General features: G+C 72.7%; 16 protein-coding genes. 7 read left to right on the forward strand and 9 right to left on the reverse strand.

Annotation, left to right across the window (positions count from 1 at the left end; translation table 11 throughout):
* The first annotated feature begins 2 nt into the window (after positions 1-2).
* The 5 genes from ACIRGB_RS18905 to ACIRGB_RS18925 are packed head-to-tail and all read left to right on the forward strand — an operon-like array spanning position 3 to position 3,921.
* A complete protein-coding gene (locus ACIRGB_RS18905) occupies positions 3-425 on the forward strand; it encodes a roadblock/LC7 domain-containing protein (RefSeq protein WP_030180075.1) in 423 nt (140 codons plus the stop codon).
* Positions 422-775 carry a DUF742 domain-containing protein gene (locus ACIRGB_RS18910; protein WP_403865874.1) on the forward strand — a complete coding sequence of 118 codons (354 nt, stop codon included), beginning with the start codon at positions 422-424 and terminating at the stop codon, positions 773-775. Before ACIRGB_RS18905 ends, ACIRGB_RS18910 begins: the two co-directional genes overlap by 4 nt.
* Positions 753-1,454 carry a GTP-binding protein gene (locus ACIRGB_RS18915; protein ID WP_403865877.1) on the forward strand — a complete coding sequence of 234 codons (702 nt, stop codon included), beginning with the start codon at positions 753-755 and terminating at the stop codon, positions 1,452-1,454. The genes ACIRGB_RS18910 and ACIRGB_RS18915 overlap by 23 nt, the downstream gene beginning before the upstream one ends.
* Positions 1,451-2,683, forward strand: a complete 1,233-nt coding sequence (locus tag ACIRGB_RS18920; protein WP_403865880.1) for a cytochrome P450 — start codon at positions 1,451-1,453, stop codon at positions 2,681-2,683. The genes ACIRGB_RS18915 and ACIRGB_RS18920 overlap by 4 nt, the downstream gene beginning before the upstream one ends.
* Positions 2,684-2,694: 11 nt before the next feature.
* Complete coding sequence (locus ACIRGB_RS18925) at positions 2,695-3,921, forward strand: cytochrome P450 (RefSeq protein ID WP_403865883.1); 1,227 nt, start codon at positions 2,695-2,697, stop codon at positions 3,919-3,921.
* Positions 3,922-3,995: 74 nt separating this feature from the next.
* Here the strand turns inward: ACIRGB_RS18925 and ACIRGB_RS18930 are convergent, their stop codons facing one another.
* Positions 3,996-4,469: a carboxymuconolactone decarboxylase family protein gene (locus ACIRGB_RS18930; protein WP_403865886.1), complete on the reverse strand. Its 474-nt coding sequence runs from the start codon at positions 4,467-4,469 to the stop codon at positions 3,996-3,998.
* 102 nt (positions 4,470-4,571) lie between these two features.
* Positions 4,572-5,456: an alpha/beta fold hydrolase gene (locus ACIRGB_RS18935; protein WP_403865889.1), complete on the reverse strand. Its 885-nt coding sequence runs from the start codon at positions 5,454-5,456 to the stop codon at positions 4,572-4,574.
* 151 nt (positions 5,457-5,607) lie between these two features.
* On the opposite strand from ACIRGB_RS18935, the gene ACIRGB_RS18940 reads away from it, so the two are divergent.
* On the forward strand, positions 5,608-5,910 hold the full coding sequence (locus tag ACIRGB_RS18940; RefSeq protein ID WP_403865892.1) for a hypothetical protein: 303 nt from the start codon (positions 5,608-5,610) through the stop codon (positions 5,908-5,910).
* A 16-nt stretch (positions 5,911-5,926) separates the two neighbouring features.
* Here ACIRGB_RS18940 and ACIRGB_RS18945 read toward each other — a convergent pair whose 3' ends face one another.
* The 3 genes from ACIRGB_RS18945 to ACIRGB_RS18955 form a co-directional block, all read right to left on the reverse strand.
* Complete coding sequence (locus ACIRGB_RS18945) at positions 5,927-6,286, reverse strand: VOC family protein (RefSeq protein WP_403865895.1); 360 nt, start codon at positions 6,284-6,286, stop codon at positions 5,927-5,929.
* 50 nt (positions 6,287-6,336) lie between these two features.
* Entirely contained in the window at positions 6,337-7,851 is a 1,515-nt protein-coding gene (locus ACIRGB_RS18950) for an MFS transporter (RefSeq protein WP_403865898.1), read from the reverse strand.
* Positions 7,852-7,923: 72 nt separating this feature from the next.
* The gene (locus ACIRGB_RS18955; RefSeq protein WP_403865901.1) at positions 7,924-9,294 is read right to left on the reverse strand and encodes a DUF445 domain-containing protein; all 1,371 of its coding nucleotides are present in this window, start codon (positions 9,292-9,294) and stop codon (positions 7,924-7,926) included.
* A 199-nt stretch (positions 9,295-9,493) separates the two neighbouring features.
* Here ACIRGB_RS18955 and ACIRGB_RS18960 point away from each other — a divergent pair, with 199 nt between their 5' ends.
* The gene (locus ACIRGB_RS18960; protein ID WP_403865904.1) at positions 9,494-10,858 is read left to right on the forward strand and encodes an SGNH/GDSL hydrolase family protein; all 1,365 of its coding nucleotides are present in this window, start codon (positions 9,494-9,496) and stop codon (positions 10,856-10,858) included.
* Between the two features lie 67 nt (positions 10,859-10,925).
* Here the strand turns inward: ACIRGB_RS18960 and ACIRGB_RS18965 are convergent, their stop codons facing one another.
* The 4 genes from ACIRGB_RS18965 to ACIRGB_RS18980 are packed head-to-tail and all read right to left on the reverse strand — an operon-like array spanning position 10,926 to position 14,459.
* Entirely contained in the window at positions 10,926-11,729 is an 804-nt protein-coding gene (locus ACIRGB_RS18965) for a DUF1707 domain-containing protein (protein ID WP_403865907.1), read from the reverse strand.
* Positions 11,730-11,762: 33 nt separating this feature from the next.
* Positions 11,763-12,785 carry an ATP-binding cassette domain-containing protein gene (locus ACIRGB_RS18970; protein WP_403865910.1) on the reverse strand — a complete coding sequence of 341 codons (1,023 nt, stop codon included), beginning with the start codon at positions 12,783-12,785 and terminating at the stop codon, positions 11,763-11,765.
* Positions 12,786-12,799: 14 nt separating this feature from the next.
* Positions 12,800-13,660, reverse strand: coding sequence for an ABC transporter permease (locus ACIRGB_RS18975; RefSeq protein WP_403865913.1), 861 nt, complete (start codon positions 13,658-13,660; stop codon positions 12,800-12,802).
* Positions 13,653-14,459 (reverse strand): ABC transporter permease, encoded by an 807-nt coding sequence (locus ACIRGB_RS18980; protein WP_403865916.1) that lies wholly within the window; start codon positions 14,457-14,459, stop codon positions 13,653-13,655. Before ACIRGB_RS18980 ends, ACIRGB_RS18975 begins: the two co-directional genes overlap by 8 nt.
* Positions 14,460-14,578 lie beyond the last annotated feature (119 nt).

A 14,578-nucleotide genomic window follows, 5' to 3' on the forward strand; every position in this document is an offset into this window, starting at 1 on the left:
TCGTGCAAGACACACACACCAACGGCCTGGGCTGGCTGCTGGACCAGGAACTCGGCAGCGTCGAGGGCGTCCGGTACGCCGTACTGATGAGCAGCGACGGGCTGCTGAAGGCCCGCACCCGGACGATCGGCCAGGACGACGGGGAGAAGTTCGCCGCGCTGACGGCGGCGCTGCGCGCGGCGGGCAAGGCCTGGGACGAGTTCACCGGCGGCGCGGGGATGCGGCAGCTGCTGATCGAGTCGGTCGGCTGCATCGGCCTGACGACGACCGCCGCGAAGAACACCATGCTGTCGGTGTGCACGACCGGTCCCGACGCCGACGTCGGGCTGATCTCCCACCACATGGTGCGGCTCGCCACCCGGGTGGGACACGAGCTGGCCACGGAGGAGCGGGTGCCCGTCGCGGACGGCGGCTCACCGGTATGAGCGGGCCGCGGCGCGATCCCGACATGGTCCGGCCCTACGTCCGCACCGGGGGCCGGGTCCGCGCACGCCAGGACGTGCGCCTGGAGAGCGTGGTCATCGCCGCGACCGGTCCCACGGACACCCTCGGCCTCGACGCCCGCCGGGTGATGCGGCTCTTCGCCGGTGCGGAGGGCGGTCTGGCCGTCGCCGACATCGCGGCCGCGCTGGAGCTGCCGCCCTCCACGGTGCGCATCCTCGTCTCCTCGCTGATGGACTCCGGCCACCTCTCCAGCCCGGTCGCCGCGACCGACGACCAGCCCGACTTCGACCTGCTCCAGGAGGTACTCCGTGGACTTCGCTCCCTCGTCTGACCGGGCCGGCCGGGCGGACCGGACCGACGAGTCCGCCGGGGCCGAAGGTGCCCACCGGTCCTCCCGGTCCGAGCCGTCCGGCCGGTCCGTCACCTACGTCCCCGCCACGGTGACCCGCTCGGCCAAGATCGTGGTCGCGGGCGGTTTCGGCGTCGGCAAGACGACCTTGATCGGCAGCGTCTCGGAGGTGCGGCCGCTGCGGATGGAGGAGCCGATCACGCAGGCCAGCGCCGGTGTGGACGACCTGCGCGGCACCCCGCACAAGACGACGACCACCGTGGCGATGGACTTCGGCCGCATCCACATGGCCGGCGGCCGGCTCGCGCTGTACCTGTTCGGGCTGCCGGGGCAGTCCCGTTTCCAGCCGCTGTGGGAGGACCTGGCCGAGGGCGCCCTCGGCTGTCTGGTCCTGGCCGACACCCGCGACCTCGACGCCTCCCACGACGCCCTCGGGCTGCTGGACGGCGCCGGGATTCCGTACGCCGTCGCCATCAACACCTTCCCCGGTGCCCCGGGTTACCCCGAGGCGGAGCTGCGCGAGGCGCTGGCCCTGGAGCCGGCCACGCCGCTGACGTACTGCGACGCCCGCGACCGCTCCTCCTCCCTGCATGCCCTGATCACGCTCACGGAGTACCTCTCCGCGCACCGTTCAGCCGCCCTCCTGGAGTCCCGCCGATGACGTTGCCCTCCACCGAGACCGCGCCGCCGCGTGAGCCGGGCCGGATCGCCCTGTACGCCCCGGAGTTCGCCGCCGACCCGCACGCCGCCTACCGGAGGATGCGCCGCACCCACGGTCCGCTGGTCCCGGTGGACCTGGCGCCCGGCGTCCCCGCGACCCTGGTGATCGGCTACTACCAGGCCCGCCGCATCCTGAACGACCCGCTGCACTTCCCGGCCGACCCGCGCGCCTGGGAGAAGCTGATCCCGGCGACCTGCCCGGTGCGGCCGATGATGGAGTGGCGGCCCAACGCGCTGCGCTCGGGCGGCGCCGAGCACGCCCGCTACCGGGCGGCCAACACCCAGGCCATCGACCAGGTCGACCAGCACGGGCTGCGGGCCCTCGTCGAGCAGGTCGCCGACGGTGCCATCGACGGGTTCCGCGCCGTCGGCTCGGCGGACCTGCTCACCCAGTACTCCTTCCCCATCGCCTTCCGCGTGCTGAGCGCGCTGCTCGGCTGCCCGGACGAGATCGGGCAGCGCATCGCCGACGGCATGGCGAAGATCTTCGACACCACCAACGCCGAGCAGGGCAACCTGATCCTCGCCCAGGCCGTGTCCGACCTCGTGACCCTGCGCCGCACCCACCCCGGCGACGACATCACCTCCCGGCTGACCCTGCACCCCGCCGGGCTGAGCGACGAGGAGATGAGCCACCAGCTCGTCACGCTCTACGGCGCCGGGATCGAGCCGCTGACCAACCTGATCAGCAACACCATCCTGAAGATCCTCACCGACGAGGAGTTCTCCGCGGACCTGCACGCCGGGCTCTCCACGGTGCGCGACGCGCTCGACGCCGTCCTCTACACCGACCCGCCGATGGCGAACTACTGCATCTCCTATCCCCCGTACCCCATCGACGTGGAGGGCGTGCTGCTGCCGGCCGACCAGCCGGTGGTGATCTCGATGGCGGCCGCGAACAACGACCCGGCCCTCACCGAGGGCGTGCCCGCGGGACAGCACGGCGGCAACCGCGCCCATCTGGCCTGGAGCATCGGCCCGCACACCTGCCCGGCCCGCTCGCACGCCTACCTCATCGCCGAGACCGCGGTCACCCATCTCCTGGACGCGCTGCCCGAGACGGACCTCGCCCGTCCCGCCGCCGAACTGACGTGGCGCCCCGGCCCGTTCCACCGCGCCCTCGAATCCCTGCCCGTCACCTTCCCCGCCGCGCAACCCGCCGCACACTAAGGAGCCAGGCCATGGCGACCCAGCAGCCCGCCCTCGTCCTCGACCCGACCGGCGCCGCTCCCCACGCCGAGCACCGCACCCTGCGGGAGGGCGGCCCGGCCACCCGGGTGGACGTCCTCGGGGTCGAGGCCTGGTCGATCAGCGACCCCGTCCTCCTGAAACAGCTGCTCACCAGCCCCGACGTCTCCAAGGACGCCCGGGCGCACTGGCCGGCCTTCGGCGAGGTCGTCACCACCTGGCCGCTGGCGCTGTGGGTGGCGGTGGAGAACATGTTCACCGCGTACGGACCCAACCACCGCAAGCTGCGCCGGCTGGTGGCGCCCGCCTTCAGCGCCCGCCGCGTCGACGCGATGCGGCCGGCCGTCGAGTCCATGGTGACCGGGCTCGTCGACCGGCTCGCTCAGCTGCCCGCGGGTGAGCCGGTGGACCTGCGGCAGGAGCTGGCCTACCCGCTGCCCATCGCGGTGATCGGTCACCTCATGGGCGTGCCCGAGGACCGGCGCGCCGGCTTCCGCGCCCTCGTGGACGGCGTCTTCGACACCACCCTGGACCAGGCCGAGGCGCAGGCCAACACCGTGCGCCTGTACGAGGTCCTGGACCAGCTCATCGCGGCCAAGCGCGCCACGCCGGGCGACGACATGACGTCCCTGCTCATCGCCGCGCGGGACGACGAGGGGGACGGCGACCGCCTCTCCCCCGAGGAGCTGCGCGACACGCTGCTGCTGATGATCAGCGCCGGGTACGAGACCACCGTCAACGTCATCGACCAGGCCGTGCACACCCTGCTGACCCGTCCCGACCAGCTCGAACTGGTCCGCAAGGGTGCGGTCACCTGGGGAGACGTGGTGGAGGAGACGCTGCGCCACGAACCGGCGGTCAAGCATCTGCCGATGCGGTTCGCGGTCAGGGACATCCCGCTGCCGGACGGGCGGACCATCGCCCGCGGGGAGGCGATCCTCGCCTCGTACGCCGCCGCCAACCGCCACCCGGACTGGCACCAGGACGCCGACACCTTCGACGCGACCCGCACGGTCAAGGAGCACCTGGCGTTCGGCCACGGCGTCCACTTCTGCCTGGGCGCGCCGCTGGCCCGCATGGAGGTGACCCTCGCGCTGGAGAGCCTGTTCGGCCGCTTCCCGGACATCCGCCTCGCCGATCCGGCCGAGGAGCTGCCGCCGGTGCCCTCGCTGATCAGCAACGGTCACCAGCGGCTCCCGGTCCTGCTGCACGCCGGCTGAGCGGCGCGCCGCGGGACCGGGGGCCGGGGAGCCGAGCCGGGGTAGCCGGGGACCGACGGCCGGAGCCGGTGGGCTCAGCCGAACATCCCCGGCACGTAGTCGCCGGCCGGCTGCTGGGTGATGACGTTCAGGCGGTTGTAGGTGTTGATGACGGCGATCAGGCCGACGAGGGCGGTGAGCTGCTCCTCGTCGTAGTGCTTCGCCGCGTTCGCCCAGGCCTCGTCGGTGACGCCGCCGGAGGCGTCGGCGAGGCGGGTGCCCTGCTCGGTCAGTTCGAGGGCGGCGCGCTCCGCGTCGGTGAACACCTTGGCCTCCCGCCAGGCGGCGATCAGGTTCAGGCGCAGCGAGGTCTCCCCGGCCTTGGCGGCATCCTTGGTGTGCATGTCGAGGCAGAAGCCGCAGCCGTTGATCTGGCTGGCACGGATCTTGACCAGCTCCTGGGTCGCGGCCGGCAGCGTCGAGTCGCCCACGGCCTTGCCCGCGGAGTTGATGTGCCGCAGCAGCTTGCCCGCGAGCGGGTTGGTGAAGAGGTCGAGACGCGCTTCCATGATGGGTTCCTCCGTCGTCGCCGGGTTGGTCGTACACCGCTACGACGGATGCCGGCGGCGCGGTGTGACAGGCCGGGGCGCGGCCCGCCTGTGACCTGCGTCTCACCCGCTGCGGGTGGTGCGTTCCAGCAGCCGGCCCAGGGCCTCGGTCACGGCGGCCGGGCGTTCGTCCATCACCCAGTGGCCGGCGTCGTCCAGCATCGTCAGCTCGGCGCGGGGCACGGACCCGGCCAGCTCGGTCGCGATGGCCGGGCTCAGATAGGGGTCCGCGCGGCCCCAGACGACCGCCGTCGGGCAGCCGATGTCCCTCAGCCGCCGGCGCAGTTCGGGGCGGGCCGGGGTGCGGTAGTCGCCGAAGTAGTGGAGCAGCCAGCGGCGGCCCTCGGGCTGGGCCATCCAGCTGACGTAGCCGTCCAGGACGTGCGGGTCGAGGTGCCCGGCGCGCACCAGCGGCGCGAGGGCGCGGCGGTGGAGGACGGCGTACGGCAGGTGCCGGGCCGGGCGGCGGAGCACGGGGCTGCGCCCGAGGAGGCTGATCAGGCTGAACGCGGCGTACCAGCGGGGGGTGAAGGTGGCGTGCGCGCGGCTGTTGAGGAGCGCCAGCCTGCGCACCCGGCCGGGGTGGTTCTCGGCGAAGCCGAGGGCGAGGAAGCCGCCGTAGTCGTGGCCGGCCAGGTTCACCGCGTCCAGCTCCAGCGCGTCGAGGAGCCGGCCGAGCCGGGCGACCTCCGTGTCGTAGTCGAAGGACAGGTGCAGGGGGCGCTCGGAGGCGCCCCAGCCGAGCAGGTCCGGCGTGATGACCCGGTGGCGGGCCGACAGGGCCGGGACCTGGTGGCGCCAGCACCGGTGGTCGGCGGGGTAGCCGTGCAGCAGCAGGACGGGCTCGGCGTCCTGCGGTCCCGACTCCCAGCAGGCGACGCGGGCGCCGTCCACCGTGACCGTCCGGGGGCGGGGCGGGTCGTACGTACCGGGACGCTGTGTGGTCATCTGACTCCTTAGGGTGCTCATCCCCCCAACGGAGCGGATACCCGGAAGTGTCACGATCAGGGCTCGGTGTTCGGCCGAAAGGGGCGGGGATTAGCCTCGGTCCCGACAAGTCGGTACGGCCGGCGTCGGTCCGGCGGAGCAGGAGGCAGACATGGCGAAGGTTCCCAGCGCGGTGGTCGCCGCGGGCGGTCTCGTCGGCGGGTACGGCGTGGCCCGCTGGACGAAGAAGCGGCAGCTGGGCGGCGTCGTGCTCGCCGTCGCCGGGGCCGCCGCCGCGCAGCAGTGGCGGGCGCGGGCCGGCGGGCGGGCCGCGGGCGCGCTGACGGCGGCGTACGTCGCCGGGTTCGCCGGGTCGCACCCGCTGGCCAAGAAGGTGGGCGCCTGGCCCGCCGTGTTCGGTGCCGCGGGCGCCGTCGCCCTGGCCTCGTGGGCGGTCGCCGACCGGCACGCCTGACCGCCCGCGGCGCCGGTCAGGAGCGGTGGGTGAGCACGTTGACCACCCGGCCGTTGGGGTCCCGTACGAAGAAGCGCCGTACGCCCCACTCCTCGTCCCGCGGCTCCCGTACGATCTCGGCGCCCGACGCGACCACCTGGGCGTAGACCGCGTCGACGTCCTCGACCTCGACGCTCAGGTCGGGGACGACGGGCGCCGTGCGCTCCTCGGTGAAGAGGCTGATCTGGGCGGTGGGGTTGGACGGGGAGGCCAGGGTGGTCACCCAGCCCATGTCCATGACCTCCTCGAAACCGAGCAGGCCGTAGAACTCACGGCTGGTGTTCCACTGCCCCTCGGCCTGGACGTGGATGTTGGGGACGATTCTGCGGATGGTCATCGGGGGCTCCTCGACGTCGGTGCCGGGTCGGGCCGGCGGCGTGTGCGACGCTACGCGGTCTTCGCCGCGGAGTCCGCCGTCCCCGACGCGTCCGGTGCCGCCGTCGACAGCGGTTCCGCGATGTCCTCCAGCGAGCGGCGTTCCGCCTTCACCGCCAGGAACGCCGCGACCAGCCCGGCCGCGCACATCAGCCCGGCGCCGATCTGGAAGGCCAGGACGGTGTCGCCGACCACGCCGGACTCGGTCAGGTCGGCGAAGAGCAGCGGGCCGCTGATACCGCCGGCGGCGGTGCCGAGGGCGTAGAAGAAGGCGATGGCCATGGCGCGGGTCTCCATCGGGAAGATCTCGGAGACCGTCAGGTAGGCGCTGGAGGCGCCCGCCGAGGCGAAGAACAGCACCACGCACCAGCAGGCCGTCATGGTCGTCGCCGTGAGCGAGCCCCGGTCGAAGAGCCAGGCGGTGCCGAAGAGCAGGATGCCGGAGAGCAGATAGGTGCTGGAGATCATGATCCGGCGGCCGACGGTGTCGAAGAGCGGGCCGAGCAGCAGCGGGCCGCAGAAGTTGCCGGCCGCGATGACGGCGAAGTAGTAGCCGGTGGAGCCGGTCGGCACGTCGAAGAACGTGATGAGGATGGTGCCGAAACCGAAGGTGATCGCGTTGTAGAGGAAGGCCTGGCCGATGAAGAGGGACAGGCCGAGGACCGCGCGGCGCGGATAGCGGCCGAAGACGGTCTTGGCGATCAGGCCGAAGCCGATGCTCTTGCGCTGGTGGATGGTGATCTCACCGGCGGGCGGCGGCAGCTTCTCGCCCTTCTCCCGCTCGATCTCCCGTTCGACGGAGGAGACGAGGGTGTCCGCCTTCTCGCCCTGGCCGTGAATGAACTGCCAGCGCGGGCTCTCCGGGACGTGCCGCCGCACCAGGAGGATGACCAGGCCGAGGACCACGCCGAGGGCGAAGCTGAGCCGCCAGCCGACGTCCTTGGCGAAGATGCCGGTGTCCAGCATCACGATCGACAGCAGGGCACCGCCGATCGCGCCCAGCCAGTAGCTGCCGTTGATGATGAGGTCGACCCGGCCCCGGTAGCGGGACGGGATCAGCTCGTCGATCGCGGAGTTGATCGCCGCGTACTCGCCGCCGATGCCGAAGCCGGTGAGGAAGCGGAAGAGGAAGAACCACCAGGACTCGAAGGAGACCGCGGTCAGCGCGGTCGCCACCAGATAGACCACCAGCGTGATCATGAACAGCTTCTTGCGGCCGTGCCGGTCGGTCAGCCAGCCGAAGAACAGGGCCCCGGAGCACGCCCCCGCCACGTACAGGGCGGCGGCCAGGCCGGTGATCTGGGCGGAGCTGATGTCCAGGCCGCTGCCGTCCTCGGCGATGCGCCCGGCGACGTTGCCGACGATCGTGACTTCCAGGCCGTCCAGGATCCAGACGGTGCCCAGACCGATCACGATCATCCAGTGCCAGCGCGACCAGGGCAGCCGGTCCAGGCGGGCGGGGACGGCCGTGGTGACCGTCCCGGTGGAGGCGGGCACCGGACCCGACGACGACGCTTGTGCTGTCATGGCTCCCTCTCCGTCGAGCGAACGCCTCACGTGTGCCCGGCACCGCGGGGAACACGCCCGCCGCACCGGGAGCTACGCCCCCAGGATGCGGGAGACCGTGTAGATCAGCAGCCCGGCCAGGGAGCCGACCACGGTGCCGTTGATGCGGATGAACTGGAGATCGCGGCCGATGTTCGCCTCGATCTTCTTCGTGGTGTGCTCGGCGTCCCAGCCCGCCACCGTGTCGGTGATCAGCGAGGTGATCTCCTTGCGGTAGGTGGTGACGACGTACACCGCGGCGCCCTCCACCCAGCGGTCGACCTTGCCCTGCACCCTGGCGTCGGAGGCCATCCGGGAGCCCAGGGACAGCAGCGAGGCACGCACCCGCAGCCGCAGCTCGCTGCGCTCGTCCTCCGCCGCCGAGACGATCATGGACCGTACGGCCGTCCAGGCGGACGCGATCAGATCCTGGACCTCGCCGCGGCCAAGCACCTCGGTCTTCAGCCGCTCCACCCGCGCGCGGGTCTCCGTGTCGGACTGGAGGTCGGCGGCGAAGTCGGTGAGGAAGCGGTCGAGGGCGCCGCGCGCCGGGTGGGCGGGCATGTCGCGCATCTCGGTGACGAAGCGCAGCAGTTCCTTGTAGACCCGGTCGCCGATCTTCCGGTCCACGAACCGGGGGGTCCATCCGGGCGCCCCGCCCTGTACGGCGTCCATCACCGAGTCGCCGTGCAGGATCAGCCAGTCGTGGGCGCGGGAGACGATCAGGTCGACGGCGCGCTTGTGACCGCCGTCGGAGACCACCCGGTCCAGCATCTTGCCGATGCCGGGGGCGATCTCCTGCGCGTCGGCACGGCGCGTGATCGCCTCGCCGACCACCGCCTGGACGTCGGAGTCGCGCAGCACGGTGAGGGCGCCGCGCAGGGCGGCGGACAGCTCCGCCGTCACCCGGTCGGCGTGCTCCGGTACGGCGAGCCAGGCGCCGAGGCGGCTGCCGATGCCGACGGCGCGCAGCCGCTGGCGCACGACCGCCTCGGAGAGGAAGTTCTCCCCGACGAACTCGCCCAGCGAGACGCCGAGCTGGTCCTTCTTCTTCGGGATGATCGCGGTGTGCGGGATGGGGATGCCGAGCGGATGGCGGAAGAGCGCGGTGACCGCGAACCAGTCGGCGAGCGCGCCGACCATGCCGGCCTCGGCGGCGGCCGACACATAGCCCGCCCAGGCGCCCGCGCCCCGGTGGGAGGCCCACTCGGCCAGGACGTAGACCACGGCGACGAAGAGCAGCAGACCGGTGGCGGTGAGCTTCATCCGGCGCACGCCGCGGCGCTTGACCTCGTCGGCCGGGCTGAAGGACGTCATCGCGCGGTCGCGGACCGCCCCCGCGCCGGTCGCAGCGGCCCCCGCGCCCTCCCCGGAACCACCTGTGGCCCCCGCGCCCTCGGGAAGTTCCGCCTTCGTGCGTTCCATCCGCTCCACCGTTCGCTGATACGTCCCTCACACATTGTCCCTTCCTGACCGACTCCCGGAACGGAACACAAGTTCCCGGCGTCTGTCCCGGGAGAGGGAACGCCCGGGGCTCCTGCGGCCTTTCCTCCGCCCATGCCGCATCATGGGTTCATCGGACCGGAGCCTCGGGGCTCCCCTCGCCCGAGGAGAACAGAACAGCATGACCCGGGGTCGTGACGGGGGTGCGGGGGCGCCTCCCACCAAGCACCGTGCCCTGCTCGCGGCGATCGTCACCTTGATAGTGGCGATCTCCGCGGCGATATTCGCCGGAGCGTCCGCGGACGACGGCACCAGGGACCACGCAGCACAGGCCGGAGGCCGTCTCCCACGGGGTGACGCCGCCCCCGCCTCCACCGGCGCCTGGGTGGGCGCCTGGGCCACCGCACCGGCCGCGGCCGAGCCGGGCACCGAGGCGACCGGCATGGCGGGCCGCTCCGTGCGCAACGTCGTGCACACCTCGGTCGGCGGCACCAGCGCGCGGATCACCCTGTCCAACGTGTACGGCCAGTCGCCGCTGACCGTCACGCACGCCTCGATCGCCCTGGCCGCGGGGCCCGGCACGGCCGCCGCGGTCGCCGACACCATGCGCGTGCTGACCTTCGGCGGCAGCACCAGGGTGATCATCCCGCCGGGCCGTCAGGTGATGAGCGACATCGCCCGCATCGCCATCCCCTACGGGGCGGACGTCCTGGTCACCACGTACTCCCCGGTCCCGTCCGGGCCGGTGACCTACCACCCGCAGGCCCGGCAGACCAGCTACCTCGCCGACGGCGACCGCACGGCCGACGTCACCGCCGTCGCGTACACCACCCCCACGCCGTACTGGCGCTACCTGACCGCGCTGGACGTGCTGAGCCACGAGGCCGACGGCACGCTGGTGGCGTTCGGCGACTCGATCACCGACGGCCTCGGCGCCGAGACCGACGCCAACCACCGCTGGACCGACGTCCTCGCCGCGCGCCTCCACGAGGCGGCCGGCACCGGCCGGGACACGCCCCGCTACAGCGTCGTGAACGAGGGCATCAGCGGCAACCGGATCCTGACCGGCAGGTCGGGCCGCCCGGCCGACAACCCGAGCGGGCTGAGCCGCTTCGAACGCGACGTGCTGGAGCGCACCAACGTCAGGGCCGTCGTCATCGCCCTCGGCGTCAACGACATCCTGAACAGCCCGGAACTCGCCGACCGCGACGGCATCCTCACCGGCCTGCGCACCCTCGTCGACCGGGCGCACGACCGGGGGCTGCGGGTCGTGGGGGCGACGATCATGCCGTTCGGCGGCCACCGCGGTGACACGAAGGCCCGCGAGACGATGCGGCAGGAGGTCAACGAGGAGATCCGCTCCGGCCGCGTCTTCGACACGGTCGTCGACTTCGACAAGGCGCTGCGCGACCCGTACGACCCGCGCAGGCTCCGCTCCGACTACGACAGCGGCGACCACCTGCACCCCAGCGACAAGGGGTACGCCCGCATGGGCCAGGTCCTCGACCTGGACGCCCTGAAGGGCGCGGCCCCCGTGGCGGCATAGCCCACCGCCCGGGGCCGGGCAGCGCTCGGGTGCCGGGGACGACCGGGGGCCGGGGCCGGGGTGGCGCTCAGTTGTCCCGGTGCCGGTCGCGTTCCCGCTCCAGCTCTCGTTCGCGGCTCCCGCCGTGCAGGTCGTGCAGGTCGTGGCGGGAGGCGTCCAGCCCGCTGCCGCCCGCGCCGCGCCCCAGCCGCTCCCGCTCCTGGCGGCGCTCCAGCTTCTCCTGCCGACGCTCCTCCTTCAGCCGCAGCCGCTCCGCCCGCGTCACCTTGCGCTCGACGCCGACGCCGCCCCAGAAGGCGAAGCCGGTCACGATCACGCGCGGGGCGCCCGGGTCGCCCGGGACGCCCTCCTCGCCGTGGTCGAAGCCGCCCATGATGCCGAGGCCGCGCACGACGACCTCGATGCCCGGCGGCACGACCACCTGCGTCCCGCCCATGATCGCGACGCAGTTGATCACGACCTCGCCGGCCGAGAAGTCCGCCTCGCGCAGGTCGATCTCCCCACCGCCCCAGAACGCGAAGCAGTTGAACCGCCTCGGCACCGTCCAGCGGCCCTTGCGCTGGAAGCCGGACATCACGGCGACCGCCCAGGTCGACGAGGGCTCCGCGCCGGTGATCCGCCCCGCCCAGCCCCCGTCCCGCTGGGGCTCCTTGGTCATCGACACCCGGGGCGCCGCGGGAGCCCCGCCGACCGGCAGGTCCCGGGTGATCGGCGCCAGTTCGCCGTACGTCCGTGCGCTGTAGGTGGCGTCCAGCCGCTCCTCGAACTCGGTCATGTCCAGCCGTCCCTCGGCGAGGGCGTCGCGCAGGACCTCGGCGACTCGTTCACGGTCGGCGTCGGATGCGCGGAGTTCCGGGGCGTCGTCGGTCATGTACAGCAGCCTACGAGGTCCCCGCGCCCGGCACTACGCGCCCGCGCGTTCCGCGTACATCTTCGCGATCACCGACTCGATGTCCGGCTCCCGCACCGACAGGTCCACCAGCGGATACTCCGCCGCGATCCGCGCCACCAGCCCCGCCGCCGACGCCGACGCCGGGAACGCCAGCCACTGCCGCGGCCCCTCCACCCGCACCACCCGCGCCGGCTCCGGCGCCTCGATCGGCGGCAACTCCCGTTCCAGGTCGACCACCAGGGTGCGTTCGCTCTCCCCCGCCTCGTGCAGGCCGTCCAGGGGGCCGTCGTACATCAGCCGCCCGTGGTCGATGACCATCACGCGCGAGCAGAGCTGCTCGATGTCCTGGAGGTCGTGCGTGGTCAGCAGCACCGTCGTGGCGCGCTCCGCGTTCAAGTCCCGCAGGAACCCCCGCACCTTGGCCTTGGAGACCACGTCCAGGCCGATCGTCGGCTCGTCCAGGTACAGCACCTCGGGGTCGTGCAGCAGCGCCGCCGCGATGTCGCCGCGCATCCGCTGGCCGAGCGACAGTTGCCGCACCGGCACGTCCAGCAGCTCCTGGAGCCGGAGGAGTTCGACGCAGCGGTCCAGGTTCTCGCGGTAACGGGCGTCCGGGATGCGGTACATGCGGTGCATCAGCCGGTAGGAGTCGATCAGCGGCAGGTCCCACCACAGCGTGGTCCGCTGCCCGAAGACCACCCCGATGCGGTGCGCCAGCCGGGTCCGCTCCCGGGACGGGTCGATGCCGGCCACCCGCAGCCGCCCGCCGCTGGGCGTCAGGATGCCGGTGAGCATCTTGATCGTCGTCGACTTCCCGGCGCCGTTCGGGCCGATGTACCCGACCATCTCGCCCCGCGCCACCGTGAACGACAGCCCGTCCACCGCCCGCACCTGCCGCCGCTCCCGCTTCAGGAACCCGGTCTTCCTGCGCACGTCGAAGACCTTCTCCACGCCGTCCAGCTCGATGAAGGCCCTCGCGTCCCCCTCCGTCACGGTCTCCGCCCCTGACTCCGCCGTCTGCGCCGTCTCCGCCATCTCCGCCACCTTCGTCAGCTCCCCGTACTCCGGTACGAACGCAGGCCCGCCCGCCAGGCCAGCCCCGCCAGCGCACAGCAGGCCGCGGCCACCAGCGGCGGCGTGAACGCCACCCACCCGGGCAGGTCCAGCGGGTACGGCCGCCCCAGCACATAGCTGGCCGGCAGCCAGTTCACGAACGCCAGCGGCACCACGAACGTCGCCCCGCGCACAAGGTCCAGCGCGAACACCGTCGGCGGGTACTGCAACATCGTCGTACCGCCGTAGGTGAAGGCGTTGGACACCTCCGAGGCGTCCTGCGCCACGAACTGGAACGCCGCCGCCGCCACGAACACCGCGCAGAAGATCCCGGCCCCGCTGAGCAGCGCCACCGGCATCAGCAGCAGCTTCGCCGCCGTCCAGTCCACGTCGACGACCACCAGCGCGTACCCCAGCACCAGCAGCCCCTGCACCACCCGGCCGAGCCGGCGCAGCCCGAACCGGTCCGCGGCCACCTGCGCCAGCACCGGCACCGGACGCACCAGCAGCGTGTCCAGCGTCCCGTCCCGCACCCGGCGCCCCAGCCGCTCCATCGAGCCGATCGACAGGTCCGCCAGCCCGAAGGACACCGCGGACAGCCCGTACAGGAACGCCACCTCGGGCAGCGACCAGCCGCCCAGCGCGTCGACCCGGGAGAACATCAGCAGGATCGCCACGAAGTCCAGCGCGGTCATCGCGAAGTTCCCGAACGTCGTCAGCGCGAAGGACGTCCGGTACGCCATCGTCGACCTGATCCACATCCCGGCGATCAGCCCGTACGCGCGCACCCCCTCGACGATCCGCCCGCGCCGCACCTCCGCCCCGGCCGCCTCGGCCGCCCGCGTCACCTCAGCCACCCTGGACCACCACCCGTCGCGTCGCCGCCGACTGCACCAGCCGGCCCAGCGCCAGCAGCGCCACCGCCCAGGACGCCTGGAAGGCGAAGGTCCCCAGCGGGTCCGCCTCGCCCAGCAGCACGTCCGCCGGCGCCTGGAGCAGCGACGACCACGGCAGCGCCCGCACCACCTCGCCGAGCACCCCAGGGAACACGTTCAGCGGCAGCAGCATCCCCGAGCAGAACAGCCCCGCCAGCCACGCCATCTGCGTCACCCCGGTGCCGTCGAGCAGCCAGAACGCCGAGAGCGCCACCAGATAACGCAGCGCGAAACCCACCAGCATCGCCAGCCCCAGCGTCACCAGGAACGCCGCCCACACGGACACCTCCCGCGGCAGCGCCACCGGGAAGAACAGCGCCCCGAACACGAACGGCACCACCCCGCGGCCCAGCAGCTGGAACAGCGCCCGGCCCACGTCCGCCGCCAGCCACCACAGCTGGAGGTCCGCCGGCCGGTACAGGTCGACGGCCACATCACCCGAACGGATGCGCTCCATCAGCTCGTCCTCGAAGCCGCCGCCCCCGATGGCCAGCGCCGCCAGCAGCGCCTGCCCCAGCCACACGAAGGTCACGGCCTGCGCCTGGTCGTACCCGCCGAGCTGCGGTTTCTCGTCCCACAGCGCCAGATAGGTGTACACCAGGATCAGCCCGAAGACGGTGTTGGTGAACACCCCGGCTGCGGTGGCCGCCCGATAGGTCGCGTACCGTCGGAATCCACCCGCCGCGACGGCCGCGTACAACCGGCCCGAGCCCGTGCGCACTGCCCCTCCCCTCCCGACCGGCACCAAAGCGCAGGAGCCTAGTGCGCCCGAGGGGGCCGCTGCCACGGAATTTCACGGGTGTGCCGTCGAGTGGGAACGGAACCCACGGTGCGAGAGTC

Source organism: Streptomyces sp. NPDC102490, assembly GCF_044765285.1.
GTDB lineage: Bacteria > Actinomycetota > Actinomycetes > Streptomycetales > Streptomycetaceae > Streptomyces.

What these genes read in the sequence shown, in the direction of transcription:
- ACIRGB_RS18910 (WP_403865874.1), top strand. Translation starts at nt 422, where the DNA reads ATGAGCGGGCCGCGGCGCGATCCCGACATGGTCCGGCCCTACGTCCGC.
- ACIRGB_RS18970 (WP_403865910.1), bottom strand. Translation starts at nt 12,785, where the DNA reads ATGGCGGAGACGGCGCAGACGGCGGAGTCAGGGGCGGAGACCGTGACG.
- ACIRGB_RS18935 (WP_403865889.1), bottom strand. Translation starts at nt 5,456, where the DNA reads ATGACCACACAGCGTCCCGGTACGTACGACCCGCCCCGCCCCCGGACG.
- ACIRGB_RS18920 (WP_403865880.1), top strand. Translation starts at nt 1,451, where the DNA reads ATGACGTTGCCCTCCACCGAGACCGCGCCGCCGCGTGAGCCGGGCCGG.
- ACIRGB_RS18930 (WP_403865886.1), bottom strand. Translation starts at nt 4,469, where the DNA reads ATGGAAGCGCGTCTCGACCTCTTCACCAACCCGCTCGCGGGCAAGCTG.
- ACIRGB_RS18960 (WP_403865904.1), top strand. Translation starts at nt 9,494, where the DNA reads ATGACCCGGGGTCGTGACGGGGGTGCGGGGGCGCCTCCCACCAAGCAC.
- ACIRGB_RS18925 (WP_403865883.1), top strand. Translation starts at nt 2,695, where the DNA reads ATGGCGACCCAGCAGCCCGCCCTCGTCCTCGACCCGACCGGCGCCGCT.
- ACIRGB_RS18965 (WP_403865907.1), bottom strand. Translation starts at nt 11,729, where the DNA reads ATGACCGACGACGCCCCGGAACTCCGCGCATCCGACGCCGACCGTGAA.
- ACIRGB_RS18950 (WP_403865898.1), bottom strand. Translation starts at nt 7,851, where the DNA reads ATGACAGCACAAGCGTCGTCGTCGGGTCCGGTGCCCGCCTCCACCGGG.
- ACIRGB_RS18955 (WP_403865901.1), bottom strand. Translation starts at nt 9,294, where the DNA reads ATGGAACGCACGAAGGCGGAACTTCCCGAGGGCGCGGGGGCCACAGGT.
- ACIRGB_RS18940 (WP_403865892.1), top strand. Translation starts at nt 5,608, where the DNA reads ATGGCGAAGGTTCCCAGCGCGGTGGTCGCCGCGGGCGGTCTCGTCGGC.
- ACIRGB_RS18945 (WP_403865895.1), bottom strand. Translation starts at nt 6,286, where the DNA reads ATGACCATCCGCAGAATCGTCCCCAACATCCACGTCCAGGCCGAGGGG.